The sequence below is a fragment of the Bradyrhizobium barranii subsp. apii genome (genome assembly GCF_011516635.5).
GTDB classification, from domain to species: Bacteria; Pseudomonadota; Alphaproteobacteria; order Rhizobiales; family Xanthobacteraceae; genus Bradyrhizobium; species Bradyrhizobium barranii.
On sequence record NZ_CP096256.1, the window covers coordinates 345704 to 370866 of the forward strand.

Below are 25163 nucleotides of genomic sequence, written 5' to 3' on the forward strand. Positions count from 1 at the left end.
ACCGCCGGCGCCATGCGCAACTCGGCTCAGAGTCACTCTGCCGCAGTTATCCAGCGATCTGTGGACGCCGCGCTTCCTCCGGACGGACCAACCTCCAGTCCAAGCCTTCGAACAATGCCGCGAACATCGCCGGCGATATCCGCATCACACCGTCCGCAATCTTTGGCCACACGAACTTGCAGCCCTCAAGGCGCTTGTGCACCAGCACCAGGCCCGTTCGATCCCAGGCCAGAATCTTGATCCGGTCCGCCCGTTTCGACCGGAACACGAAGGCCGCACCGCTGAACGGGTCGAGACCAAGCATCTCCTGCACCTTCGCGGCAAGCCCATCGTGGCCACAGCGGAAGTCGACAGGCCGCGTCGCGATATAAATCTTCAGCTCGGCGCCGGGTATAATCATCGTGACGCCCGCACCGCGCAGATCACCCGAGACAGCTGCTCCTATCGTCGCGTCCGTCCGCACGACGACGTCGCCAATCGCAATCTCGAGCCTGACTGCCGGAACCTGGCGCTCCTCTAACGGCCCCTCCACGACCAGCGGCGCGAATGGCGGCTGCGAAGCCTCGCACGACGGCAATTCGCCGCGCTGGCGGAAGCGGCGCCGCCAATCGTAAATCTGCCAGCGCGTCGCCCCGTGCTTGCGCGCCACCTCCGCCACCTGAGCGCCAGGCAGCAGACTTTCGGCGGCGATCCGAGCCCGCTCGGCCTCCAAACGCACACGACGCCCGGACGGTCCTTCAAGCACTTCAAGCCGACTGACTGCGCCAATTGACGAGCTGTCCAAATGGACGTCCTTTTTGCCGTCCAATCCCATCGCAAACCTCCTTTCAAGCCGGAGGCTTTCTTGCACATTTAATCTAACCCCGAAGCCAGGGTTATCGGCTTAGCGCTTACGAAAGTCGGCATGTTGGAATTGGCTAAGCAGCTTGGCAATGTCAGCCAAGCCTGCCGGATGATGGGCTATAGCCGCGACAGCTTTTACCGGTTCAAGGAACTGTACGACAAAGGCGGCGAGCTGGCGCTGATCGAGATCAGCCGCAAGAAACCGCTCCTGAAGAACCGTGTAGTGCTGAGATCGAGGCCGCCGTCGTGGACTTGGCGGTCGAACAGCCGGCCTGGGGGCAGGTGCGGGTCAGCAACAGCCCGCAGGCCAAGGGCCGTGTGGAACGGGCCAACCAGACGCTGCAAGATCGACTGGTGAAGGAATTGCGCTTACGCGGCACGGTGTGGTTGCGTCACGACCTTGCCAACTTCAAGAAGCGGCTGACGGCCCTGGAGGCCAAGATGGCCCAGGACGGCCGAGGCCCAGCTCGTCGCGCTGGAGATGGCCAAGTCTGAAAAAGAGGCGCATGGCGAGTTCGAGAGTGCCTGGGCCATTGCGGTGCGCAGGACACCTTTTATGTCGGCAACTTGAAGGGCGTGGGGCGGATCTATCGTAAGCGTAGCGCCGCGGCCCTTTAGATTGTCTGTGCGCGATGTTGAAGGCACCGATAGAAGAGTCTCATCTTCTGCAAGGGTGCTCACAATGGACGACCATTCGGACGACATAAGACGACCATTGTCGCCGAAAGCCTTGAGCCGGGTGCGATTGTAACTGATATCGCCCGCCGCCATGGCTGCCGTCCCCAGCAGGTGCATGACTGGCGGCGCCGGGGGCGATTAGGTCAACTGGTGCTGCCAGCAGCGGCGGGTGCACTGTCGTTCGCGCCGTTGGTGTCGCAATCGTCACCACCGGGCGCGGGCTACAGGGTGGCAGGAGCGCGGGCCGCGCCGGCTTCTCCTCGAATGTCGGCGGCGTGAACAGACCAGCTTGAACACCATCAGCCTGGCGGTCGTTGACGACAGTGATCCTTTCGTCCGCACGGTTCTGTGCCGCACGGTGGCGAACACGCTTTCGATGGGGTTGGTCGTGCGCAAGTGATCCCAATGCTCGGCAGGGAAGTCGTAGAAGGCCAGCAGCGCGTCGCGGTCCTTGGCGAGGCATTCGACCGCCCGGCCGTACTTGGCGCCGTATTTCTCGGCGAAGACGTCGATCGCCGCCTCGGCAGCCGCCCGGTTCGGTGCCCAGTAGACTTCGCGCAGGTCCTTCTTCATTTTGGCCTGCATCGAGAGCGGGACCTTGTCCATGACGTTCACGGTCTTGTGCACCCAGCAGCGCTGGTGCCGCGTGCCGGGAAAGACCTCGTCAAGCGCCTTCCAGAAGCCGAGCGCGCCATCGCCAACGGCAATTTCCGGGGCGATCTGCAACCCGCGCTGCTTCACGTCGATCAGGAGCTCACGCCAGCTCTGCGTGCTCTCCCGGACGCCGACCTGAAAGCCAATCAGCTCCTTCTTGCCTTCCGGCGTCGCGCCGATCAGCACCAGCATGCACTCGCCGTGGTCTTCCATGCGCGCCTGCAGGAAGACGCCATCGGCCCACACGTAAACGTACCGCCGCGCCGACAGGTCGCGCTTCTGCCAGCGCTCGTACTCGCCTTGCCACTCCGCCGTCAGCCGGGAAATCACCGACGGAGACAGGTTCGGCGCGTCCTTGCCCAGCAAGGCCGTCAGCGCTTCCTGAAAATCGCCGGTCGAGATGCCGCGCAGATACAGAACCGGCAACAGCGCATCCAGGCTTCTGGTGCGCCGCGCCCACAGCGGCAGGATCGCCGAGCTGAACCGGATCCGCTCGCCATCGCCGGCCGCCCCGCGGTCGCGAATCCTCGCCCGCGCCACCTCCACCGGGCCGATCCCGGTCTGGATCGTCCGCGCCGGGCCGTGACCATGCCGCACCACACGGGCGCGACCGTCGGCGAGCCTCAAATGTCGCAAGAAACGTCTCGACCTCAGCCAGCCTCAATCGCCTGCGTCAGAAGCTGCCGCGCACCGGCACGCAGAATATTGGTCAGTGGATCGTCGATCTCGTCGGGATGACGAAGGGCAACAATATTGCTAGTCTCGTTCATGGCGTATCGCTCTCCTTGAGAGATCCCATGGGCTGGACCGCGACCGATATTCCCGGAGAATAGGGTCGCCCCAGAAACCACGCATCCCGAAGGGTGACCATGCATACGACCGGACGATCCGCACAGCCGACCACCATCCGCACCGATCTTGGCGCGATTGTCGTTTCGTTAGAGCTCAGCCGTTCTATTTGGCTGATAACCTCATTGTCGCCCGGAAACGGCGAGAAGATCTCGAAGCATTCGGTGTCGGCAGGGGACCTAGCCGCATTGTTCGCGCGATTTTCGAAGCTGCGTGAGAAGAGCCGGACTAAGACCGGGCACAACTATCCAATCGTCTGCATTCAGGAAGCCGGCCTCGACGGCTTTTGGGTTCATCGGGTGCTTGAGAAAGAAGGGGTCGAAAGCCACGTCGTGGATCCAGCTTCGATCACGACATCACGCCGGCGCAGACGGGCAAAAACGGACCGCATTGACGGCGAAGCGCTGCTGCGGACCCTGATGGCCTACAAGCGCGGCGAGCCACGCGTGTGTGCCATGGTGCAGGCTCCGTCACCTGAGGCAGAGGATCATCGCCGGATCTGCCGCGAGCGTAAAGCGCTGATTGTTGAGCGCGTCGCTCATGTGAACCGCATCAAGGGGCTCCTGTTCTCGCAAGGAATCGCGAACTATGAGCCGCTCGGCAAGGATCGACGGGAACGGCTTGACGTACTCCGGACCGGCGATGGACGTGCACTTCCTGCGCATATGAAGGCCCAGATTTGCCGGGAGCTGGATCGGCTCGAACTCCTGCTCAAACACATTAAGGTCGTCGAGGATGAACGTGACGCGCTGATCACGGCCGAGGCTGCCGCGAGCAAGCCATCACCGGTTACCATGCTGCTCGGCATTAAGGGCATCGGAGCCGAGTTTGCTGCCATCCTATGGTCCGAAGGCCTATTCCGGCATTTTGATAATCGCCGCCAAGTTGCTGCTTACGCTGGATTAGCGCCGACGCCTTGGCAGAGTGGATCCGTTGATCGGGAACAGGGCGTTTCGAAAGCAGGAAATCCGAGACTACGCACGACGCTGATCCAGATGTCCTGGCTGTGGCTGCGTCATCAGCCCGACTCTGCGCTGGCTCGATGGTTCACGGAGCGCGTCCAGCGCAATGGTGGCCGCATGAAGAAGTCGACCATCGTGGCGCTGGCGCGCAAGCTGCTGGTCGCGCTCTGGAAATTCGTGGCCGCCGGCGTCGTTATCGAAGGTGTGGTCATGAAGAACGCCTGATCCTGGCTTCTGCTCAAGTCATTCTGAAAATCTACCAGGACCCGATCAGTCCTGGCGGATCCAGGTCGACGGACCGACCAGAACCCTGGCTAAATGCCGCTTCAGAGAGAATGGTCTCGTCGTCTTGGGCCCCGCCCGCCGCAAGCGGGATATTGGTGCAGCCGCGATAGGTGGCGACCGAATGTGAGGTTGATCAGGCTCGGCAAACGAGCCGCGTCATGCAGTCGGGCTTGAACCTGGATACCGATACGTTGGTGAGAGAGAGTGAAAGAGAATGCTAATGCGTTGTGATTAACGACCTTGACACGAACCATCCCATGTGAGGTTCTGGCAGGCTCGACACCCGCCTCGATACGCCGCCTATCTCAGGCCGTCATCACCCACTTTCCCGCATAGCTCTGATGCCGATCGCGCTGACCGCAAGAATCAGCGTGGCGAGGCCCACTACGTGTACCCAGTCGATCCCGGCCATCGGGCAACGGTCGGCCCGCTCAAACCGGTACCGTTGATCCAAATCAACGGTCTGCTTGCCGTCGCGCTCTTTGAGCAGCCCGGCTAGATCACGCAATTGGATCGGTCACGAACCGGCAATTGCGACAAGAGCCGCCCGGACGATCACCGGGCGGCTCGCCGTTCATCCACCGTAGGGCTTGTTGAGAAAGTATTCGCGGTTGCCCAGCGCCTTCTCGGCGTACTGGTCAATCGCGACGATGATCGCCTGGACGTGCTGATCCGGTGCCATGCGGCCGGTCAGACACCCGCCTGCGATCAGGTTGGCAATGGCAAACAGAAGGATGAGGCCGGGCTTCACCGTTCAGCTCCGCGGCGGCTGGCCCGGCGCGCGACGCTTTCCGGACGGCACACGCCGGGCCTTGCCACCGCCGCTCACCCCCGGAATGGTCTCTTCACGCTTACGAATGGGTACGTGATTTCCGTTTGATCCAGATCAACGCAGGGCCTCGAACGAGAGCAACGATCAACCTATGGCGCGGACCGACTGGACGTTTGCATTGTCCATTGCCGCCACGCTGGGCCTAGCGGTCGGCGCGATTATCATCCTGTTTGCCGCGACCGGCGTCAACGCCACGCCGATCGCGCCATCCGTGGCGCCGACGTCAAGCGTGGAACAGGTCGGCTGGGTCTGCAACCCCTGGGGACGTTGCTGGTGGCAGCCGAATGACTATCGTCGGCATAGGTACTATCGTCGATATCGATTTGACGGCGATGACTGGCCTCGCCGCCACGACTACGGTCCACGTTATTGGGGTCCCGGTTACAGTTGGGGCGACGGTCACGGCGGTTGGCGTCGCGGTTGGGAACGATGACAACGAGCAATGAGTCCCTGCGTGACCGGCGGTCCCCCCTCCCGCTACGCCGTCAAAGCCAGCCTAATGAATGAAAAAGGCCCAGCGCTTAGGCCGGGCCCTATCTCAGTCGCAACCTAGATCGGTGCATTGATCGGCGCTAATCCCCGCGTTCGCGCTGCATGCGCCCCTCAGTTGCCCAAGCCTCAACGCGATCGATCCAAAGGGAACCGCTTCCCGAGTAATACTCAACGAGCGATTGGACGGTCGGCTCCGTTGTCCGCCCCTTGCGCACAGCTCGCATCGCCGACCGGACGAGCCGCTCGATCTCGAGACGCTTAGATATGAACCCTGCAACTTCATCAGGGACCAGCGAGTCTATATCGTCCAGCATATCTAAGGCGAGTGCCAATTGCACGAGCGCACCGTCGAGGCTGCTCGCCTCAGAGAAGCTAATCATCCTCTCAACTGCGGTGCGCCACTCTCCGAACTGACGCGCAGCATTGCGGCTCGGGTCTTCCATAGACTTGTCGCGATATTCCAGCTCCGCGCCGTCGTCGGCATCAACTAGAACCAGAAGATGGCGCGACAGCTCGACAACTGGATCCGATGCAACTGCAGCCGTTGAGTAGCCTTGGGTATTTTGAGACGAGCGACGTTGCGGCGTGCTATTTGTACGGATAGCCTTGGGCATGGGTCACTCCTTGGCTGGGGTTAGAGCCGGGGCGGAAGTTCGCGCTTCCCCTCGGCTTGCAATTTCTGTAAACAAAAATCCGGTGGGCCGACCCAAGAAGAAGGGCGGCTCCTATCCGGTCAGCGCCGTGCGGCTTCCCCCTGCGACAGCGGAGGCCGTGGACAAATGGGCTCGTCAGCAGGAAGACACCCCGGTCCGCTCCGAAGCCATCCGCCGGCTGGTAGAACTGGGATTGAAGGTAAAAAAGTGAACGATCGGGACGACTTTGAGGAGGCAGACGCGGCAGCCGACGCGTCACTCAAGTACGCCCGCAGCCTACCTCCGGGCGCGGCTCGCTCTGAAGCTTTTAAAGAAGCTGGTAAACTGCGGAACGCTGCCGACCGATTAAAGCCCCCCAGTTTCGCGCCACGCGGTCGCCGACCCAAATAAGACAGGACGTGATAAGGCCATTGCTCTCAAGCTATCCGCCGGCTGTTGATGAAGGTGAGATGTGAGCACAAAGGACAGACTGGAAGAAATTTCATCGGCCGTGAGAGCGCGCTGGCACACACCAGCCGAGCCTTCCGAAACCGCGCCCACGCCGGGAGAGGATGCCGCCGCCGAACCGCCGGCAACAACTCCACCAGTCTCGTCGCTAGCCGGTCTAGCCCGTCCTATTCGTGAGAGTGCGGGTTTTCGGTCCGAGGTTCGGTGGACGTCGATGCCAAACACCCGTCGCATTTGCACCTCCTGCTTGATATGACGGGAGCTGCGGGCGACACGACAACTACGGATTCGCGCTCCCAGCGCAACCGAACGCGCTTGAGGGATGGGTTGGGCGAATGGGGCACATGCCCCGCGGATCAGGGACCAAGCGGGAGCAGCGCGCCTGGTAAGCCGCGGATCAGGTCGGCTTCCGGGCATGTCGCGGTGAAGGCGAGGCGCACGCGGCTCGCGGTCTCGACGATCCGGGCGGCGACTTTCAGGAGACGAAGACGCAGCGTCGAGAACTCGGCAGTGGCCAATTCCCGGAACTTGGGAATGGCGTCGCGCACGGTCAACATCAGCCAGTAAGCGGCGGTGTGGAGCACGAGGCGGACCTGGTTGGCGAGCGCCGAACGGCAGCTGGTGCGATCGGAGGCGAGCTGTGTCTTATGCAGCTTAATCAGATTCTCGGCTTGGCCGCGCGCGCAATACAGGCTGTCGTAGATCCACTCGGCCGAGCCGACATCGAGGCTGGTGACGACGAAGCGGATGTCGAGGCCGAGCATCGTCGCCTCAATACGGGCGACGGTGCGCCGTTCGCGATCCCAGGACTTTGCCTTGTGGCGCGTCTCGGTATAGCCGCGCAGAACAGCCAGGTTCTCGATCGCGCGTCGCGTGCGGATGTCATCGGCGACCTCGTCGACTTTTCTGGCGAGAGGCTTGGTACCGGACAGACCGAAGACGTAGTCGATGCCGTTGTTCTCGCACCACGTCATCGCCTCCAGCCGGGCATAGTGCCCGTCGCCACGGAACGTAATTCGCGTCTTGTGCCACCGCGTCCGGATGTGCCGTACCAGGCGGCGCAGATGGGCGCGCACCTCGACGCCGCCCGGCGTCTTGCCGGGCCGCAGCACGACCGCCACGGGCCGGCTCTTCTCCGTGTCGTAGACGTGGATCGGCAGGAAGCAGCGTTCGTCATAATGAGCGTTGAACAGCGAGAGCTGCTGACGTCCGTGGACGACATCGCAGGTGTCGTCGATATCGAGCGTGACGGATGCCGGCTCGCGCGGGTAGCTATCCATCCATGCGTCGACCAAAGTGTAGGTCAGGCGGATCACGTCGCGCAGGCGCGGCGCATTCTCCAGGCGCGACAGCGTCGGTTGGGAACACAAATCCCGGCCCGTGTCCGGCAGCCGACCGCAGGCCAGCTTGAACGCCGGATCGGACCGCAGATGATCGAGGTCGTCGGCATCCTCGTAGCCGCAGCAGATCGCGAACATGCGAGCGCGGAATATATCGACAAGACTGTGCACCACCCGCGTCGGATCGCGCCGGTCCGGGAACACCCGGGCCAACTTCTCGGCCAAGCCGAGACGCCGCTCGGCTATCGCCAGAAGCATCACGCCCCAGTTCGAGGTCAGGCGACCACCATCGAAGGCAGCTGTGACTTTCTTGGCCTGAACGGCTGGAAACGAGAATGGCAGCATCGTATCATGGGGCATGGCGGGCATGGCGTTCGCGGTTGAAGGTGATGGGGTTGGCTTCGCAACCGAATCCTACGCCGCATCAGCGCTTTACACCACGCTCGCCAGCCTCTCACGCAACGTCTGACGAATAAGACGGGCTAGATCTAGACACGGCATCCGCCTGCGCTGGTCATTGCGCGATATCAAGGCCAAGCGAACGAAGCTAATGCCTTTAAGCCCAAATGATTTGAGCACCTTGACTGAATTGGGCCTGGTTGAGCTGCAGGATGACGCGCCTATGCTCACCGACGCAGGTCATCGGCTGCTTGATCAATGAACAACCGGGGCGGGCTGGGACGGAAGGAGAAAGTTCAGTCCCTGCTCATGAAGATATCACCCTCCTCGGGAGCTTCGGCGCGCGCCGGAACGTTTTAGCCCGTAGCGAGTCATAGAGGCGATCGATCCCAGTTTTGCTGGTGGATCGAACATGGAAAAAACGGCCGCCTATGTGATCTCGGCCATTCTCGTGGGGTTTTTAAAAACACAGCTTATAGGGGGCACATGCGAGTGTCGTACGACAGGTCTGTCCGTTTACATTCGCCAGAATTCAAAGTGTTTTTTGAAGCTAATGAGGCTATTGATCTACTGTCTTTTGACTTTTGGGATTCTAAAGCCTGTCGTCAGCTAGATTGGTCTGGCATAGACGATCACGAAACATTCCGCCTAAGCCTGATGCGTTTTCAGCGGCTTTTGAAGCTGCATCCAAACACGCATGTCGCGGAACAGCTAATCGGGCGGGGCTTCCATTGCGCCCAGCATGTAGCCGCAATACCGGAACACCAGTTCATTGCCCAGACCAAAGATATTTTTGGGTCTGCGAAGATGGCAAAGCGCGCCTATCAGAAGGCGCAAACCATCCGTGGTCAGGTAACCCATCTGTGGGCAAACCTTCACAGCAATATTGGCTCCCCATACTCGCGCGCTATCCGCACGCTGGCGCTCCCGACAGGGCTGGAAGAGTATTTTTCCGCCCTGCCGACCTATGAGGACCTTTTCGGGCCACAGAACTATTGCCAGTGCGAGCACTGCAAATCGATCTTCGGTCCAGCTGCTTATTTCGTTGATGTGATGCGCATTGTCGAACAGTATGTCACCGCTCCGAACATAGGCACCATCCCGGCCACATGGACCCTGAAAAGCCGGCGCAAAGGCCTTTTCGATCTGCCTTTAACCTGTGCCAACACGAATAGTCAGATACCTTACATCCAAATTGTGAACGAGGTCCTGATCGACCGCGGGGATGTCCCGATCGCTGTTGAACTACGTCGGGTCGACGTTGCCGGAATGAATATTACGCAGCCCTCGTGACGTGGGCAACGGACTTGATTGTCATGCGATCGTGGTGAGCTTGAAGGGCCGCACGCAGAACCGACAATTGCTTATGCGCCTTCAATCGTCGGAAGCCCTTGTTGGCCTCGATCATACCGGCCGCGACCCATCGCAAGGCCATACCGGCATCCCGCCAGCGTTTAACGTTGCGCGTGACGCGGCGAATGGTGCCCATCATGTTCTCGGCGATATTGGTACAGGCGAGCGATCGGCGAAGCTCCTTCGGCAACTTCAACCGGACGACAGTCAGGATTTCGTCGAGGCCTTCGAGGATACTGGCCGCAACGCCGGGCCATTGCTGGTCGAGTCGACGCGCGAGATTGCGGATCAATTTTTCAGCCTTGTCGGCGTCATCGAGCTCCCAGGCCTGGCGCAGCACCCGGCGGGTGGCCGCATGATGCTCTTTCGGCAGGCGTTCCATGATGTTGCGCGCCTTGTGGATCTGGCAGCGCTGGATCGCAGCGGCCGAACCGAAGGTGCGGCGGATCGCCTTCGACAACGCCTTCGCGCCGTCGGCGATGAACAGTCTTGGCACCGTCGGGTCGAGCCCGCGCGAGACCAGGTTGTCCAGCAGGGCCTGAACCGTTGCTGCATTCTCGGTCGCCCCTTCCACCAGCGCCAGCGGATGCTTGTTGCCTTCGCCGTCAACCCCGATCGCGGCCACCAGCACGAGATCGTCGTCGAGATGCAGCCCGTCGATTTGGACCACCAGAAGGTCGAGCGCGGACAGATCGGCAGCCATGAAGTCGGCCAGCCGCGCCGCCGACAGAGCCACGAACCTCCGCGAGGCCGCCGACTTCGAAATCCCCGATCCGGGCGGTGCCGGCACGTCACCCTCGGGCAGCCGGACGGCGCGGCCGAACCGGCGCGTCGACACATTGATCAGCATCAGGTTCATCGCCCAGCGACCGAGCCAGTCCTCCTGCGCCGCCGTTTCCCAGCTCGGGATCGTGACCTCGCGGCCGTCCATGCCCCGGACCCGCGGGCGATCGACCTCGATCTTGCCGCCGTGGAAACCGATCCGCCCCCGCGTTCGGCCCCAACGGTGCGCCCGCCGCGCCGCATCACGACCGTGGCGCGGCCCGCAGGCCGCTGTCACATCCGCCTCCATCATCGTGCCGAGCGCCTCGATTCCTGCCGCAAGGCAGAACCGATCGAAGCTCGCTCGCACTTCCGCAAATGATTTCTCCACAGCCCCGGTCGCCGGCCAACCAGCCGGTGTGATATCTCTCGTCATGGCGTTGCTCTCCTTTGTGGAATCAGCACCCCGAGCCTACCGGCTCAAGGTGGGCAACGCCGACCTCTTCAGAAATTCAACAGAACCCGGGACATCCCCTTGTGGCAAATCGTCCTCTGTTTGCGGGAATGACTTCAAGTGCGTTCCGCGAAGACCTGCGAGCGTGATCTCAAACGTCGCTCGAATTTCCAATCCACCCGTACAACCCAGCTAATGCAATGGTCACCCAGTCGCCCGCACCAAATGCGCCTTGCTCTCATTCCCTGCCAGCAACCGATCAAGCTCGGCACTCCAGGCACCCATCTTCGGGAGCGGCTGCGTCTCGCGCTCGTACCGGAACTCCGTCGCTTGAGAACGAATGACCTTGCGAACCACCTTCCGCGATACGCCAAGTTCTCGGCAGATCGCCTTGATCGGACGACCATCAACAAAGTAGGCGCGACGGATCTTACCAATCGTCTCCACCACCAGCATCCCAACCTCGGCTTCCATGACTCGATGGAAGCCACTGTGGCCCTTATCCCGGGGTCCCGATTGGATGCCGATCACCCCGAAAACGGGGTCCTTATTCCATGCCGAAACACACGTAGGCAAAGCCAGCGTTTTGTGAAACCATGATGGCAACAGTCACGAGAAAATGACGGGAGAGACGATGTTCCGGTTCGCACGTGCCGCGTTGCTTGGCTTGATCTGTTGCCTTGCCTCCGTTGCGCCTTCCTCCGCATCCGACTATCCGAACCGCCCCGTGCGCTGGCTGATCGGCTTTGCCGCCGGCGGCCCGGTCGACATCGTGGCGCGCATCATGAGCCAGTGGCTGTCGGATCATCTCGGCCAGCAATTCGTGGTCGAGAATCGCGCCGGCTCCGGCGGCAACATCGCAGCCGCCGCCGCGATCAATTCGCCGGCGGACGGCTATACGCTCTTGTTCGTCGCGCCGAACAACGCGATCTCGACCTCGCTCTACAAGAAGCTGCCCTACGACTTCCTGCGCGACACCACCCCCGTCGCCAGCATCATGCAGCTCACCAACATGCTGGTGGTCGCGAACGCGATGCCGGTGAAGACGGTTCAGGAGTTCATCGATTACTGCAAGGCCAACCCGGGCAAGATCGCCTACGCCTCATCCGGCAACGGCACCTCGGTGCATATGTCGGCCGAGCTGTTCAAGGCGATGACCAAGTGCGACATGCAGCACGTGCCGTATCGGGGATCCGCGATCGCCTTCCCCGACATCATCTCCAACAAGGTGCAGCTGATCTTCGACAATCTGCCGTCGGCACTGGAGCAGTCGCGCGGCGGCAGCGTCCGTGCGCTCGGCGTGACCTCGCCGCAGCGCTGGCCGGGCGTGCCTGACGTGCCGGCGATCGCCGAGACCGTGCCGGGCTTCGAGTCGGTCGGCTTCTACGGCATCTCCGCGCCCAAGGGCACGCCGCCGGAAATCGTCGACATCCTCAACAAGGCGGTCGGCGAAGCCTTGAAGGACCCCAAGCTGGTGGCGCGCCTCGCCGAGGTCGGCGGCATCCCGAAGCCGATGACCCCGGCCGAATTTGGCAAACTGGTGGCCGACGAGACCGAGAAATGGCGCAAGGTCGTGGAGTTCGCCGGCGTCTCGGTCGACTGACGCGGATGGTCAGGGTCGCTCTGGTAGACACCGATGACTTCGTAAGCGCCGTCGGCGTGACGGATCAGGCGTCCTGCAAGTTGAAAAGACCTGTTCGTATTCGGCTCTTGTCCGGTCACTAAGCGAACCGACAATGTCGAATAGGTTTGGGTGATCGTGGCATTACCTGTGATGGCCTTGTTGCCTCGACCTCCTTGCTCGGAATAGGACGACAGTAATTCAGCGGCCCATTCACCTGAGAGGTCCGGCGTCTTATGGAATAGCCTGAAAGGCCAGTATCGCCACAATGTTCGGTCGAAAGCAGTCAGGAGACCGGTCACTATCGCGACCGTGACCGAAAATGGCTTGGCGTAGTCCCAAGATAGGTCTACTCCGAAGAAAAGCAGCGAAATTGCCCAGACTGCGGCAGCCAAGATGATGATTGCAGAGATCGAAAAGCCTGAAGGCATGTCCGAATCAAATGTCTGAGGAAAGAGATATTGAAGCGATACTTCGGAAAGTACATTCTGAAGGTCTGCCCCGCTACCCTTTGCTGGTCGTGTTCTTCACTGGAAGTGAGGAGCCACCGGACTGCGTCTCGATGCTTCGCGTTCCGATGCTGAGCGGAGGTTTCGTCTTCGACGGGAGTTTCGGCAGCAGGGTCCGGGAAGCTATGGCGGGTAATGATAGCGCCCACGATGGAGCGGTCGCGTTCGGCCGAATGAGCAAGTCCGAGCCTTACAAGTGCGTCGGCTGGTCTTATCGGATTGTGGCGAGACAAGTGTCCAATGCTGCAGAGGCAAACAGAGGTGCGGCCTACAACAGTGCGCTTTCACTATCGTTGAGCTCCGGCGTCGACTGTGTTTGTTTGTTTTCTCGAGAGCTCGAGATTTTCTCTGGTGGAAAACGATCTACGCTTCTCAGAGATCGCTAGTGACGTCCCCTTGCTGAAACGACCCTGCCCGGGACTCGATTGAGTCGCCTGGAAAAGGTCCGATTCGGTCCTATTTGGTGGTAAATAGCTGATTTTTCAATAGAAACCTTTTCTCAATCTCCTACTTGTAGGGTGTCAGAAGTTCTCCTATGTTTCTGACACTGGAGTGAGTGCCATGATCCCCTTGAGCAGCCGGATTTTAGAAGCGACCAAAGAACTGCCCGAAGGCGCGCCCATCGCTGCCAAGGCGCTTTTGCACCTTGGAAAGCGTGCTGCCGTTGATCAGGCCCTTTCGCGTCTTGCCGAGCGAGGAAAGCTCCTGCGGGCGAGGCGAGGGGTATATCTGCGTCCAGTCGAAAGCCGTTTCGGAACGAGAGCTCCGTCGGTCGAAAAGGTCGTTGAGGAGACCAAGGCGCGCAGCGGTGAAACCATCGTTTCCAGCGGCGCTGCGGCGGCCAACCACCTCGGTTTGACGACGCAGGTACCTGTTCGGCAGGTCTATTTGACTTCCGGCCCTTCCCGCGAACTCCATCTTGGCAAGCAAGTTGTGGAGTTCAAGCATGCGCCGCGTTGGCAGCTTACCCTGGCCAATCGTCGTGCGGGTGAGGTCGTGCGCGCGCTTGCCTGGGTTGGTCCTAAGACCGCAAGACAGGCCTTGCGATCCGTCAGTCAAAGATTAACCCCGACTGAAGTGAGCGAACTGAGGTCTGCCGCATCTTCATTGCCGACTTGGCTTGCCAGGCCGGTAAGTGAACTGCGTGTCGGATAAGTTCCTAAATCTATCTGACGCCGAGCGTCGCGAGGCGCTCGGCGTTGCTGCTTCGAACTCAGGACGGCCGGCACATCTTCTCGAAAAGGATGTCTGGGTCGTTTGGTGCTTGAACGCGCTTTTTTCCTCGCCGCTTGGCGACCATCTCGTCTTCAAGGGTGGAACGTCCCTTTCAAAGGCTTACGGCGCAATCCGCCGTTTCTCGGAAGATGTCGATCTCACCTACGACATTCGCGAGATAGCTCCGGACTTGGTGAACAAAAACGATGAAAATCCGGTTCCTCAGAGTCGTAGTCAAAGTAGAAAGTGGAGCGACAAGGCACGAGAACGCCTCCCGGTCTGGGTCAAGGAAAAGGCGTTGTCCGTCATCAATCAGCGCCTGCAAGATGACAAGCTCAGCGCCAAGGCTGAAGCCAAGGACGACAAGATTTTCGTCACATACGATCACTTGGAGACCGGTAGCGGCTATGTGAGCCCTGCCGTGATGCTCGAATTCGGCGCACGATCGACAGGTGAGCCGAGCGAACTTCATGATGTCGTTTGCGACGCTGCCCAGTACCTCGAAACTCTCGAGTTTCCGACCGCCAAGCCCAAGACCATGAAAGCAGAACGTACCTTCTGGGAGAAGGCGACTGCGATCCATGTCTTTTGCGTCCAAGGGAAGCTGAAAGGCGGACGCTTTGCTCGCCACTGGTATGACCTTGTGAGATTGGACGACGCAGGGATTGCGGAATCGGCTCTGAAAGATCGCAAGCTTGCTGCAACAGTTGCCGAGCACAAGTCGTGGTTCTTCGTCGAAAAGGATCCTTCTGGGGCAGTCATCGACTACAACAAGGCCGTCGGTGGTGCGTTAAAGGTCGTCCCTAAGGGGCAATCGCGAGCTGTCTTGGAAGAAGACTACAAGCACATGATCGCGGACGGTCTCTTGCTCGACGAGCCGGAAACATTTGATGAGTTGATGCGCCGGTGCGCGGACCTCGAGAGCCGAGCAAACAAGGCGAATTGAGCCGCCACTTCGCTTTGCTGCGGAGATACGGTATGTCGGCCGAATGGAATAGGAAGCGGAAATTGAGATCGATCCAGACCCTCTTTTCACGGACAACTGTGGTACGGAGATCGTTGGGTTCGGCTTGGCTACGATGTCGATGCCGAGATCGTTGTCGTCATGTCGGTGAACCGGCGGGCTAACTCCGCGCACATAGCCCTCTGAAATCTGCGACTCCAAAAATTCGTCCGCAACTAACAGCGCCTTCACGGCTTCACGCGCCACCGCCACCAGCCGCGACGGCCTGATCAGCAGCTGCGTCTAACAACGCCGAGTCCGATTGAAGATTCGGCGAGGTTGAAAAGTGGACATGCAAGCGGCAGAGAAAAATCTCTAGCCTCTGTTCTTACAAGCAAACTCTAGGTCATCCAGATCGCGAAGATCGTCTTTTGGACTGTCCTTGGAGTTCACGAATTTCATGTTCACGCGAGGCGGAACGGCAAAGTCGACGTCGAGAAAGGCCGTGCCCAATTTCATTGTGTTCTGAATCCGCTTAGCGGTTACTGCGCTGGAGATCAGAGCGGAAACTAAGACGCCGCTGCTCGGAGCCTTCGCAGCGATGGCGGTCACCTTTTGCGTGTCGGCGTTGCCGCTAGACTTCAGTCGTAGTCGCGCCTTCGGTGGGAGACCCCAGGTGACTTTGAAGGGGATGTCCCGGGTTCTGTTGAATTTCTGAAGAGGTCGGCGTTGCCCACCTTGAGCCGGTAGGCTCGGGGTGCTGATTCCACAAAGGAGAGCAACGCCATGACGAGAGATATCACACCGGCTGGTTGGCCGGCGACCGGGGCTGTGGAGAAATCATTTGCGGAAGTGCGAGCGAGCTTCGATCGGTTCTGCCTTGCGGCAGGAATCGAGGCGCTCGGCACGATGATGGAGGCGGATGTGACAGCGGCCTGCGGGCCGCGCCACGGTCGTGATGCGGCGCGGCGGGCGCACCGTTGGGGCCGAACGCGGGGGCGGATCGGTTTCCACGGCGGCAAGATCGAGGTCGATCGCCCGCGGGTCCGGGGCATGGACGGCCGCGAGGTCACGATCCCGAGCTGGGAAACGGCGGCGCAGGAGGACTGGCTCGGTCGCTGGGCGATGAACCTGATGCTGATCAATGTGTCGACGCGCCGGTTCGGCCGCGCCGTCCGGCTGCCCGAGGGTGACGTGCCGGCACCGCCCGGATCGGGGATTTCGAAGTCGGCGGCCTCGCGGAGGTTCGTGGCTCTGTCGGCGGCGCGGCTGGCCGACTTCATGGCTGCCGATCTGTCCGCGCTCGACCTTCTGGTGGTCCAAATCGACGGGCTGCATCTCGACGACGATCTCGTGCTGGTGGCCGCGATCGGGGTTGACGGCGAAGGCAACAAGCATCCGCTGGCGCTGGTGGAAGGGGCGACCGAGAATGCAGCAACGGTTCAGGCCCTGCTGGACAACCTGGTCTCGCGCGGGCTCGACCCGACGGTGCCAAGACTGTTCATCGCCGACGGCGCGAAGGCGTTGTCGAAGGCGATCCGCCGCACCTTCGGTTCGGCCGCTGCGATCCAGCGCTGCCAGATCCACAAGGCGCGCAACATCATGGAACGCCTGCCGAAAGAGCATCATGCGGCCACCCGCCGGGTGCTGCGCCAGGCCTGGGAGCTCGATGACGCCGACAAGGCTGAAAAATTGATCCGCAATCTCGCGCGTCGACTCGACCAGCAATGGCCCGGCGTTGCGGCCAGTATCCTCGAAGGCCTCGACGAAATCCTGACTGTCGTCCGGTTGAAGTTGCCGAAGGAGCTTCGCCGATCGCTCGCCTGTACCAATATCGCCGAGAACATGATGGGCACCATTCGCCGCGTCACGCGCAACGTTAAACGCTGGCGGGATGCCGGTATGGCCTTGCGATGGGTCGCGGCCGGTATGATCGAGGCCAACAAGGGCTTCCGACGATTGAAGGCGCATAAGCAATTGTCGGTTCTGCGTGCGGCCCTTCAAGCTCACCACGATCGCATGACAATCAAGTCCGTTGCCCACGTCACGAGGGCTGCGTAATATTCATTCCGGCAACGTCGACCCGACGTAGTTCAACAGCGATCGGGACATCCCCAGGATGACAGCCGCCTGAAATTCGCTCCGACAGGTCTTGTCACCCGCGAGGAGGCGTATGCTTATCCCACGGACTTCTCAGCGATGCAGCCGGAGTGGATTGAGCGCCTCAGCCGGCGAGGCGAGCAGCTTACAACGGCTTTGATCGCTGAACACGCACCGCACCTTCTGAAGAGCTAGCGACCTTTCCCGCCGACTTGCACGACACTTGCGCGGCCTTCTTACGCAGGCCGTCAACGGCGTCTCTCATCATGCCTACCCTGCGCCGGTGCGCGCCCGCTTCAAGGGCTTCGCCCTCGGTCATTCGATATTGTCATCCGAGCTGACTCACGTATCTACAACTGAACACGTCGGCCTCGTAGAAGATGTCGGTCGGCTCATCACGCCTAAATTGCGCTACTTGGCGTTATCTCTCGGGCTGCCATTTGTGTCTTTCCGCTCCGGCCGAGCTCATTCGGCTGGTTCGGGCGCCTGGGGCGATGAACCCGATATTCCCGATTAGTCGCATGGCGCCCTCACTGGCTAAGCACCCCTTACGTAAAATTTTTCAGATTGAGCACGCATATCGCCATCCTGCGGGCTCTCGGTGAAGCGGAATTGGAGGAGACTTCGATCGTCACCTCCGGCTGTTGGGCCGAACACCTTGTCACCCCGGCGCTTGCCGACCGGGACGCCCGATCCACTATAGATGTACTCACCGGATTCCTGCAGCGGACGCCCGTCCTTAGTATAGAGGCTCATCATTCTCCTCCTGATGCGGAAATTGCAGCGGCACTACAATAGTGGCGCCCAGTTTCATCCTTCGGGGCACGCCAGTAAAGTCAGAGAGCAGACCAATTTGAAAGCGTGAAGGAAGAAATTGTTTCGCGTTACCTTGTCCTGCCAGATTGCCCCATCGGGAGCATGCTCGAAGCGGATGACAAAACGTAAGGGTTATGAAAGAGAACTGCGACGCAACGCGGCCACCGTCGGCGGCGGTTTGGAGTATCGAGCAACAACCGCCCAACGGCATGCGGATCGATCCGCTCGCCGGCCCAAGCCAACCAAGCTTGCGCTCAATGCAACCTCGTCCACTGATGTGGAGGAGAGACTTGCTGGCGGCGACGTAGCCCCGAGCGGCGGTCCCGTTCCTAGCCCGCCCTATTCGTGAGAGCGCGGTATTTTGGTCCGACTGGTGCATCCGCACACCTCCGCTGACGAGGCGCACAGGATTGCCTTCGGCTTTTCACCGCCTGACGACCGGTACTTTGCAACGCGCTTGAGGGATGGGTTGGGTGAACGCGGGCGGACGCCCCACCGGTCAAGGACCGAGCGGCAGCAGCGCGCCGGGCAAGCTGCGGATCAGGTCGGCTTCGGGACATGCCGCGGCGAACGCAAGGCGAATGCGGCTCTTGGTCTCGACAACCCGGGCGGCGATTTTCAAGAGCCGAAGACGCAGCGTCGCGAACTCGGCAGTGGCCAATTCCCGGACTTTGGGAATGGCGTCGCGCACGGTCAGCATCAGCCAATAAGCGGCGGTATGGAGAACGAGGCGGACTTGATTGGCGAGCGCCGAACGGCAACTGGTGCGATCGGAGGCGAGCTGCGTCTTATGCAGCTTGATCAGATTCTCGGCTTGGCCGCGCGCGCAATACAGGCTGTCGTAGATCCACTCGGCCGAGCCGACATCGAGGCTGGTGACGACGAAGCGGATGTCGAGGCCGAGCATCGTCGCCTCAATACGGGCGACGGTGCGTCGTTCGCGATCCCAGGACTTTGCCTTGTGGCGCGTCTCGGTATAGCCGCGCAGAACCGGCAGGTTCTCGATGGCGCGTCGCGTGCGGATGTCGTCGGCGACCGCGTCGACTTTTCTGGCGAGCGGCTTGGTGCCGGACAGACCGAAGATGTAGTCGATGCCGTTGGTCTCGCACCACGCCATTGCCTCCGGCCGGGCATAGTGCCCGTCGCCACGGAACGTAATTCGCGTGTTGTGCCACCGCGTCCGGATATGCCGTACCAGGCGGCGCAGATGGGCACGCACCTCGACGCCGCCCGGCGTCTTGCCGGGCCGCAGCACGACCGCCACGGGCCGGCTCTTCTCCGTGTCGTAGACGTGGATCGGCAGGAAGCAGCGTTCGTCATAATGAGCGTTGAACAGCGAGAGCTGCTGATGGCCGTGGACGACATCGCAGGTATCATCGATGTCGAGCGTGACGGATGCCGGCTCGCGCGGGTAGCTATCCATCCATGCGTCGACCAAAGTGTAGGTCAGTCGGATCACGTCGCGCAGGCGCGGAGCATTCTCCAGGCGCGACAGCGTCGGTTGGGAACACAGATCGCGACCCGTGTCCGGCAGCCGTCCGCAGGCCAGCTTGAATGCGGGATCGGACCGCAGATGATCGAGGTCGTCGGCGTCCTCGTAGCCGCAGCAGATCGCGAACATGCGCGCGCGGAACATATCGACCAGGCTGTGCACGACCCGCGTCGGATCGCGCCGATCCGGGAACACCCGGGCCAAATTGTCGGCCAAGCCGAGACGCCGCTCGGCCATCGCCAGAAGCATCACGCCCCCGTTCGAGGTCAGCCGACCGCCATCGAAGGCAGCTGTGACTTTCTTGGCGTGAACGGCTGGAAACGAGAAGGGCAGAATCGTATCGTCGGTCATGGCGGGCGTGGTGTTCGCGGCTGAAGGTGATGGGGTTGGCTTTGCAACCGAATCCTACGCCGCATCAGCGCTTTACACCACGCTCGCCAGCCTCTCAGGCGCCCTCTGACGAATAAGACGGGCTAGCTAGTCGTCCGTGAACAAGGCTCTAAGCGATTGAGCGAGAGTCTGTTTTTCGGATTTGAGACGGTTTGAGATTGCAGGGATTGGGAGGTAAAGACCGCCAAAGCCTGCAAATTCGATTGTGGATTGAACGAAGCCGCTGCCGCGGCGTAGGGGGCAAGGTGGCATAGATCGCCTCCTGGCTGAGAGGATGTGGGTGTTGGAGCCCACCCCCTCAGACAGGAGTATCGAGATGGCCGATTTGAGCCCTCTTCGCCGCCGCATGATCGAAGACATGACCGTCCGCAATCTGTCGCCGGCGACGCAAAGATCCTACATCAGCGCGGTTTCGAAGTTCAGCCGCTATTTTGGCCGATCGCCTGACCGGTTAGAGCTGGAAGACGTCCGCGCCTTCCAGGTGCATTTGGTCTCGACCGGCATCTCATGGCCGGCGCTGAACCAGATCGTCTGTGCGCTACGGTTTTTCTACGGCGTCACGCTCGGCGAGGCGCTCATCCCAGAGCGCATTCCCTATGCGCGAGAACCGCGCAAGCTGCCGGTCGTTCTCAGCGCCGACGAAGTGGTTCAGTTTCTTGAAGCGGTATCGAGCCTGAAGAGCCGCGCCGCGCTCACCACCGCCTATGCGGCCGGGCTCAGGGCCTCGGAGGTTGCGGGACTGCGGATCGAAGACATCGACAGCGCCCGCGGCGTCATCCAGGTGCGCCACGGCAAGGGCGCGAAGGATCGCAACGTGATGCTGTCGCCCCAGCTGCTGGGCATCCTGCGCACCTACTGGCGGCTCGCCCGGCCGCGGCTTTATCTGTTCCCTGGTCGTGACGAAGATCATCCGATCGATCAGACCGTGCTGCATGCCGCCTGCCGGTCGGCGGTGAAGGCTGCGGGCCTGACCAAGCGCGTCACGCCGCACACGCTGCGCCACAGCTTCGCGACACATCTTCTCGAGAACGGAACCGATATCCGGATCATCCAGGTCTTGCTCGGGCACAATAATTTGTCGTCGACAGCGCGCTACACGCAGGTCGCCACCGATACGATCCGAGCGACGCAGAGCCCGCTCGATCGCCTGTCGCTGGAGGTGACGCCACCTGGATGACCCGCAGCGGGATGCGGGTCATGACCCGCTCCGACATCCGCTCCAACAGGCCCGCCATCGAGATTGCCGATATTCTGCGCCGGCATGGCGACGCCTATCGCCGTGTACATGCCGGTCATCTGGGGCGGGTCGAGCGGCGCGTGATGAGCGCGATCGTTGCGTGCCGGACCGAGGCGCTCGGCGGCCACATGCAGGCTTGCGACGACTGCGGCACGACACGCGTTGCCTATAATTCCTGCCGCAATCGGCACTGTCCGAAGTGTCAGGGGAGAGCCCGAGCCGCGTGGCTCGCCGCGCGTCAAGCCGACCTGCTTCCGGTTCCCTATTTCCACGTCGTCTTTACACTTCCCGCACCGATCGCCGCGATCGCTTTCCAGAACAAGGCCGTCGTCTATGCCATCCTGTTCAAGGCTGCCGCCGAGGCGATGACGACGCTCGCCGCCAATCCACGCCGGCTCGGCGGTGCGATCGGCGGCGTCGCCGTCCTCCACACCTGGGGACAGACGCTGATGCATCATCCCCACGTCCATTGCGTCGTTCCGGGTGGCGGCCTCTCGCCCGATGGCGCGCGCTGGACCGCTTGCCGACCGAACTTCTTCCTGGCCGTCAAACCGTTGTCCAGACTATTTCGCACACTTTTTCTCAAACGTCTGTCGGCAGCCTTCAACTCCGGTGCCTTGCGTTTCTTCGGCGATCTCGGAGCTCTGGCCGAGCCGGCTGCCTTTGCGGCCCACCTCGACGCCATGCGACGCATCAACTGGGTTGCTTACGCCAAGCGGCCCTTCGGCGGACCCGCACAGGTCCTGGCCTATCTCGGCCGCTACACCCATCGCGTCGCGATCGCCAACAGCCGGCTCGTCGCACTCGACGACGATCATGTCGCCTTCTCATGGAAGGACTATCGCCAAAACAGCGCGACAAAGATCATGAATCTCAAGCCCGATGAGTTCATTCGCCGTTTCCTGCTTCATACGCCGCCTGACGGCTTCCACCGCATCCGCCACTTCGGCTTCATGGCCAACCGCCATCGCGCTGCCAAGCTCGCCCTTTGCCGCGAACTTCTCGATCATGAGCGAACAGCCCCAAACGATGGCCAGCCGTCGCCTGTGGATTCGGAGGCTCAAACCTGGGCCGAGGTTCCTGCCTGTCCCGATTGTGGTGGCGTCATGCGCATCATTGAGCGCTTTCGACATAGCTTCAGACGCCCCAGCCCTCGAACATCACCGTTCCGATGCGACACATCGTGAGCCAAGTCATGTCGTGCACGACGATCATCATTCGTCATTTCGCTCCCAGCGTCTCGATCATCGCGGACGATGTCGAATCCGTGCTGTCACACTGCGCGACAACAACCGTCCGATGCAGCAAAAGGCCTATCGCGATCTCAGGCGAAGCGCGTCTGATCTCAACTCTTCCAGGATGCGCACTCCTGTGTCTCTGCCTCACGCGCCGAGCCAGCAGATCGGGCATGGCGATCTCGAACAATCCCCATAGCTGCAAAACCGCGAATAGCCTCCCGCGCCTTCGTTCAATCCGGCTTCAATGAGGTCGCGTCATAAGCGCCTGCCGCGCCCTCGCGTGAGCGCGACCTCACAGAACCCTCCAGATTCCCTTTCGCAGCGGACCATGATTCTGTGTTGCATCGGAGGGGACGATGCGACCGAAGAAGCACAAGACGACGGGATCGAACGACCTGTTCCGGGCGCGGCTGGACCAGATCATCAATCTGAAGCACGAGCTGGTTCTGTTGGCCGGCAAGATCGATTGGGACTGGATCGACGGCGAGATCGCGCCGCTCTACAGCGAGAACGGCCGGCCGGGGATCGAGACCCGCTTCATGATCGGGCTGCTGTTGCTCAAGCAGATTTACGGGCTGTCCGATGAGGGGATTTGCGAGCGCTGGGTCCACGACCCGTATTTCCAGTACTTCACCGGCGAAGAGTTCTTCCAGCACGCCTTCCCGCACGAGCGATCGGACCTGAGCCATTGGCGCAAGCGGCTCGGCGACAAGCTGGAACTGCTGCTGGCCGAGAGCCTGCGGGTGGCGCACGAGGCCGGCGCGTTACGCGGCCAGGACCTCAAGCGGGTCACGGTCGATACCACGGTGCAGCCAAAGGCCATCACCTTTCCGACCGACGCCAAGCTGCTGCATGCGGCCATCAAGGGGCTCAATCGCCTGGCGAGAAGGCACGGCGTCAGGCTGCGGCAGTCCTATTCTCGGATCGCCAAGGCCGCCGCGATGATGGCGGGCCGCTACGCCCATGCCAAACAATTCAGGCGGCATCAGCGGCAGTTGCGTATCCTGCGCTCAAGGCTCGGCCGGATCATCCGCGATATCCGCCGCAAGATCGACGGCCAGCCAGCCCTGGAGGAGGCGTTCGCCCTTCCGCTTGGCCGGGCCAGCCAGATCCGCTCGCAGCAGCAGCGCCAACGCGGCTGGAAGCTTTATTCTTTCCATGCCCCGGAGGTGGAGTGCATCGGCAAGGGCAAGGCCTCCGCGCCGTACGAGTTCGGCGTCAAGGCTTCCATCGTCACCAACAACCGCCGAGCTCCCGGCGGTCTGTTCGTGCTACACGTCAGGGCGCTGCCCGATAATCCGTATGACGGTCACACCCTGCGCGACGTCATCGACCGCACCGAGGCACTCACCGGCTGTCCGATCGAGCGGGCCTATGTCGACAAGGGGTATCGCGGCCACGACGCTCAAAATCCACGTCGCGTCTTCATCTCCGGCCAGAAGCGCGGCGTCTTCGGGATCATCAAGCGCGAGTTGCGCCGCCGATCCGCCATCGAGCCCATCATCGGACACCTGAAGGCCGAAGGTCACCTCGGGCGCTGCTACCTCAAAGGCCGCGCAGGAGACGCCGCCAACGTCGTCCTCTCCGCCGTAGGCCACAACTTCCGCCGCATCCTCGCCTGGCTGAGAGATTTCTTGGACCTGTTCCTGATCCGGATATGGCGCACGTTCACATGTCCCATCCCGCTCAATTCGGATTCTTAACGGACGACTAGCTAGTCCCACCGTTCCGTGGAAGGGCCGCCGGCATGGCCGGCACTAGAATCGGCGATGGGCCAAAGCCTGAAGACCGAACTATGCACCACGATGGTTGGTATTCGCGTTGGCAGAGAGGTCGTAACGTCTATTAAACTCAAACACAATCAATTGCTTACTCGATAAATTCAATGCCGGCCGGGCCACGAGTCTTTTGTGTCGCGATATGCGGCGGTACGAGACGCTAAATCTGCAATCTCACTTCAACGGCCGGCGTCTCAGATCTGAATCTTCGCCCCAACGTCGGATGGGGCCCACTTCTATGTCGAACAAATCCAACATACGTCCCACCGTGTGATCCACCATCTCCTCAATCGTGTTGGGTCTGGCATAAAACGCCGGAACTGGAGGTGCGACGATTGCACCAATTTCGGATAACGCCGCCATGGTTCGAAGGTGACCGGCATGTAACGGGGTCTCCCTTACCATCAGCACAAGCCGCCTGCGCTCCTTCAGCGTGACGTCGGCCGCTCGTGTTAGCAGTGTTGTCGTCGTGCCGTTAGCGATTTCAGACATCGACCGAATCGAGCATGGCGCAACGATCATGCCGAAGGTGCGAAACGATCCGCTCGCGATCGATGCCGCCATATCGTTGATGTCGTGAGCGGTGTGAGCCAAAGCCTTGACGTCAGCGATCTTGACCGCCGTTTCATACGCAAAGGTCAGTTCAGCTGTCTTTGACATCACCAGATGCGCTTCAACGCCGGCGTTGCGCAACAGCTGGAGCAGACGCAGGCCGTAAATTGCACCGGAAGCTCCTGAAATGCCGACGATCAGTCGGCGCTGAGATGCGATCGGGGCGTTCATCTAAACTCCTCACAAGTTGTACAACCGACCACCGCACA

General features: G+C 61.1%; 20 protein-coding genes and 5 pseudogenes. 13 read left to right on the forward strand and 12 right to left on the reverse strand.

Features of this window, described 5'->3' with window-relative positions:
- Positions 1-46 precede the first annotated feature (46 nt).
- Positions 47-814: an IS66 family insertion sequence element accessory protein TnpB gene (gene tnpB, locus HAP41_RS48650; RefSeq protein ID WP_224581161.1), complete on the reverse strand. Its 768-nt coding sequence runs from the start codon at positions 812-814 to the stop codon at positions 47-49.
- 90 nt (positions 815-904) lie between these two features.
- On the opposite strand from tnpB, the pseudogene HAP41_RS50930 reads away from it, so the two are divergent.
- Together HAP41_RS50930 and HAP41_RS50480 are read left to right on the forward strand one after the other, a co-directional pair.
- Positions 905-1440 (forward strand): annotated as a pseudogene (locus tag HAP41_RS50930) (helix-turn-helix domain-containing protein); the annotation flags it as partial.
- 159 nt (positions 1441-1599) lie between these two features.
- Positions 1600-1800 carry a hypothetical protein gene (locus HAP41_RS50480; protein ID WP_321576695.1) on the forward strand — a complete coding sequence of 67 codons (201 nt, stop codon included), beginning with the start codon at positions 1600-1602 and terminating at the stop codon, positions 1798-1800.
- Here HAP41_RS50480 and HAP41_RS48665 read toward each other — a convergent pair.
- Positions 1777-2945, reverse strand: a pseudogene (locus HAP41_RS48665) (IS256 family transposase); the annotation flags it as partial. The gene HAP41_RS50480 and the pseudogene HAP41_RS48665 sit on opposite strands and share 24 nt — an antisense overlap.
- 99 nt (positions 2946-3044) lie before the next feature.
- Here HAP41_RS48665 and HAP41_RS48670 point away from each other — a divergent pair.
- Positions 3045-4211, forward strand: a complete 1167-nt coding sequence (locus HAP41_RS48670) for an IS110 family RNA-guided transposase (protein WP_166104086.1) — start codon at positions 3045-3047, stop codon at positions 4209-4211.
- 376 nt (positions 4212-4587) lie between these two features.
- Here the strand turns inward: HAP41_RS48670 and HAP41_RS48675 are convergent, their stop codons facing one another.
- Both HAP41_RS48675 and HAP41_RS48680 read right to left on the reverse strand, forming a co-directional pair.
- Positions 4588-4779, reverse strand: coding sequence for a hypothetical protein (locus HAP41_RS48675; RefSeq protein WP_166106854.1), 192 nt, complete (start codon positions 4777-4779; stop codon positions 4588-4590).
- Between the two features lie 66 nt (positions 4780-4845).
- Positions 4846-5022, reverse strand: a complete 177-nt coding sequence (locus HAP41_RS48680) for a hypothetical protein (protein WP_166106845.1) — start codon at positions 5020-5022, stop codon at positions 4846-4848.
- Between the two features lie 172 nt (positions 5023-5194).
- Between HAP41_RS48680 and HAP41_RS48685 the strand changes: the two genes are divergently transcribed.
- Complete coding sequence (locus HAP41_RS48685) at positions 5195-5536, forward strand: hypothetical protein (RefSeq protein WP_166106856.1); 342 nt, start codon at positions 5195-5197, stop codon at positions 5534-5536.
- A gap of 139 nt (positions 5537-5675) precedes the next feature.
- Here HAP41_RS48685 and HAP41_RS48690 read toward each other — a convergent pair whose 3' ends face one another.
- Both HAP41_RS48690 and HAP41_RS48695 read right to left on the reverse strand, forming a co-directional pair.
- Complete coding sequence (locus tag HAP41_RS48690; protein ID WP_166106859.1) at positions 5676-6209, reverse strand: hypothetical protein; 534 nt, start codon at positions 6207-6209, stop codon at positions 5676-5678.
- 842 nt (positions 6210-7051) lie between these two features.
- Entirely contained in the window at positions 7052-8395 is a 1344-nt protein-coding gene (locus tag HAP41_RS48695) for an IS1380 family transposase (protein ID WP_166107036.1), read from the reverse strand.
- 576 nt (positions 8396-8971) lie between these two features.
- On the opposite strand from HAP41_RS48695, the gene HAP41_RS48705 reads away from it, so the two are divergent.
- Positions 8972-9727, forward strand: a complete 756-nt coding sequence (locus HAP41_RS48705) for a Tc toxin subunit A (protein WP_166106862.1) — start codon at positions 8972-8974, stop codon at positions 9725-9727.
- Here the strand turns inward: HAP41_RS48705 and HAP41_RS48710 are convergent.
- Both HAP41_RS48710 and HAP41_RS48715 read right to left on the reverse strand, forming a co-directional pair.
- Positions 9711-10985 carry an IS256 family transposase gene (locus tag HAP41_RS48710; RefSeq protein WP_166064748.1) on the reverse strand — a complete coding sequence of 425 codons (1275 nt, stop codon included), beginning with the start codon at positions 10983-10985 and terminating at the stop codon, positions 9711-9713. The two genes, HAP41_RS48705 and HAP41_RS48710, sit on opposite strands and share 17 nt — an antisense overlap.
- 228 nt (positions 10986-11213) lie before the next feature.
- A pseudogene (locus HAP41_RS48715) lies at positions 11214-11459 on the reverse strand (IS21 family transposase); the annotation flags it as partial.
- Between the two features lie 178 nt (positions 11460-11637).
- Between HAP41_RS48715 and HAP41_RS48720 the strand changes: the two are divergent.
- Positions 11638-12606 (forward strand): Bug family tripartite tricarboxylate transporter substrate binding protein, encoded by a 969-nt coding sequence (locus tag HAP41_RS48720; RefSeq protein WP_224581162.1) that lies wholly within the window; start codon positions 11638-11640, stop codon positions 12604-12606.
- A gap of 26 nt (positions 12607-12632) precedes the next feature.
- On the opposite strand, the pseudogene HAP41_RS50935 reads toward HAP41_RS48720, so the two are convergent.
- A pseudogene (locus HAP41_RS50935) lies at positions 12633-13055 on the reverse strand (hypothetical protein); the annotation flags it as partial.
- Between the two features lie 639 nt (positions 13056-13694).
- Here HAP41_RS50935 and HAP41_RS48725 point away from each other — a divergent pair.
- The 3 genes from HAP41_RS48725 to HAP41_RS48735 all read left to right on the forward strand — a co-directional run bounded on the left by HAP41_RS48725 (position 13695) and on the right by HAP41_RS48735 (position 17352).
- On the forward strand, positions 13695-14288 hold the full coding sequence (locus HAP41_RS48725; RefSeq protein WP_166106866.1) for a DUF6088 family protein: 594 nt from the start codon (positions 13695-13697) through the stop codon (positions 14286-14288).
- Positions 14278-15294, forward strand: coding sequence for a nucleotidyl transferase AbiEii/AbiGii toxin family protein (locus tag HAP41_RS48730; protein ID WP_166106869.1), 1017 nt, complete (start codon positions 14278-14280; stop codon positions 15292-15294). Before HAP41_RS48725 ends, HAP41_RS48730 begins: the two co-directional genes overlap by 11 nt.
- 783 nt (positions 15295-16077) lie before the next feature.
- The gene (locus HAP41_RS48735) at positions 16078-17352 is read left to right on the forward strand and encodes an IS256 family transposase (protein ID WP_166064748.1); all 1275 of its coding nucleotides are present in this window, start codon (positions 16078-16080) and stop codon (positions 17350-17352) included.
- Between the two features lie 576 nt (positions 17353-17928).
- Here HAP41_RS48735 and HAP41_RS48740 read toward each other — a convergent pair.
- On the reverse strand, positions 17929-18147 hold the full coding sequence (locus HAP41_RS48740) for a hypothetical protein (protein ID WP_166106871.1): 219 nt from the start codon (positions 18145-18147) through the stop codon (positions 17929-17931).
- Positions 18148-18346: 199 nt separating this feature from the next.
- Between HAP41_RS48740 and HAP41_RS48745 the strand changes: the two are divergent.
- A pseudogene (locus HAP41_RS48745) lies at positions 18347-18544 on the forward strand (IS30 family transposase); the annotation flags it as partial.
- Between the two features lie 162 nt (positions 18545-18706).
- Here the strand turns inward: HAP41_RS48745 and HAP41_RS48750 are convergent.
- Entirely contained in the window at positions 18707-20050 is a 1344-nt protein-coding gene (locus tag HAP41_RS48750; RefSeq protein WP_166053720.1) for an IS1380 family transposase, read from the reverse strand.
- A 355-nt stretch (positions 20051-20405) separates the two neighbouring features.
- On the opposite strand from HAP41_RS48750, the gene HAP41_RS48755 reads away from it, so the two are divergent.
- From HAP41_RS48755 to HAP41_RS48765, 3 genes are all read left to right on the forward strand, one after another.
- The gene (locus HAP41_RS48755) at positions 20406-21266 is read left to right on the forward strand and encodes a tyrosine-type recombinase/integrase (RefSeq protein ID WP_166079017.1); all 861 of its coding nucleotides are present in this window, start codon (positions 20406-20408) and stop codon (positions 21264-21266) included.
- A gap of 20 nt (positions 21267-21286) precedes the next feature.
- The gene (locus HAP41_RS48760) at positions 21287-22513 is read left to right on the forward strand and encodes an IS91 family transposase (RefSeq protein WP_166061603.1); all 1227 of its coding nucleotides are present in this window, start codon (positions 21287-21289) and stop codon (positions 22511-22513) included.
- A 407-nt stretch (positions 22514-22920) separates the two neighbouring features.
- On the forward strand, positions 22921-24267 hold the full coding sequence (locus HAP41_RS48765) for an IS5 family transposase (RefSeq protein WP_166053956.1): 1347 nt from the start codon (positions 22921-22923) through the stop codon (positions 24265-24267).
- 249 nt (positions 24268-24516) lie between these two features.
- On the opposite strand, the gene HAP41_RS48770 is transcribed toward HAP41_RS48765, so the two are convergent.
- Positions 24517-25125 carry a UbiX family flavin prenyltransferase gene (locus tag HAP41_RS48770; protein ID WP_166106874.1) on the reverse strand — a complete coding sequence of 203 codons (609 nt, stop codon included), beginning with the start codon at positions 25123-25125 and terminating at the stop codon, positions 24517-24519.
- Between the last annotated feature and the right edge of the window lie 38 nt (positions 25126-25163).

Bases quoted from the DNA above. Each gene is read 5' to 3' on its own strand.
- HAP41_RS48690 (WP_166106859.1), bottom strand. From the start codon at position 6,209: ATGCCCAAGGCTATCCGTACAAATAGCACGCCGCAACGTCGCTCGTCT.
- HAP41_RS48770 (WP_166106874.1), bottom strand. From the start codon at position 25,125: ATGAACGCCCCGATCGCATCTCAGCGCCGACTGATCGTCGGCATTTCA.
- HAP41_RS48765 (WP_166053956.1), top strand. From the start codon at position 22,921: ATGCGACCGAAGAAGCACAAGACGACGGGATCGAACGACCTGTTCCGG.
- HAP41_RS48740 (WP_166106871.1), bottom strand. From the start codon at position 18,147: ATGAGCCTCTATACTAAGGACGGGCGTCCGCTGCAGGAATCCGGTGAG.
- HAP41_RS48720 (WP_224581162.1), top strand. From the start codon at position 11,638: ATGTTCCGGTTCGCACGTGCCGCGTTGCTTGGCTTGATCTGTTGCCTT.
- HAP41_RS48670 (WP_166104086.1), top strand. From the start codon at position 3,045: ATGCATACGACCGGACGATCCGCACAGCCGACCACCATCCGCACCGAT.
- HAP41_RS48735 (WP_166064748.1), top strand. From the start codon at position 16,078: ATGACGAGAGATATCACACCGGCTGGTTGGCCGGCGACCGGGGCTGTG.
- HAP41_RS48725 (WP_166106866.1), top strand. From the start codon at position 13,695: ATGATCCCCTTGAGCAGCCGGATTTTAGAAGCGACCAAAGAACTGCCC.
- HAP41_RS48710 (WP_166064748.1), bottom strand. From the start codon at position 10,985: ATGACGAGAGATATCACACCGGCTGGTTGGCCGGCGACCGGGGCTGTG.
- HAP41_RS48685 (WP_166106856.1), top strand. From the start codon at position 5,195: ATGGCGCGGACCGACTGGACGTTTGCATTGTCCATTGCCGCCACGCTG.
- tnpB (WP_224581161.1), bottom strand. From the start codon at position 814: ATGGGATTGGACGGCAAAAAGGACGTCCATTTGGACAGCTCGTCAATT.
- HAP41_RS48760 (WP_166061603.1), top strand. From the start codon at position 21,287: ATGACCCGCTCCGACATCCGCTCCAACAGGCCCGCCATCGAGATTGCC.
- HAP41_RS48755 (WP_166079017.1), top strand. From the start codon at position 20,406: ATGGCCGATTTGAGCCCTCTTCGCCGCCGCATGATCGAAGACATGACC.
- HAP41_RS48695 (WP_166107036.1), bottom strand. From the start codon at position 8,395: ATGCCCCATGATACGATGCTGCCATTCTCGTTTCCAGCCGTTCAGGCC.
- HAP41_RS48750 (WP_166053720.1), bottom strand. From the start codon at position 20,050: ATGACCGACGATACGATTCTGCCCTTCTCGTTTCCAGCCGTTCACGCC.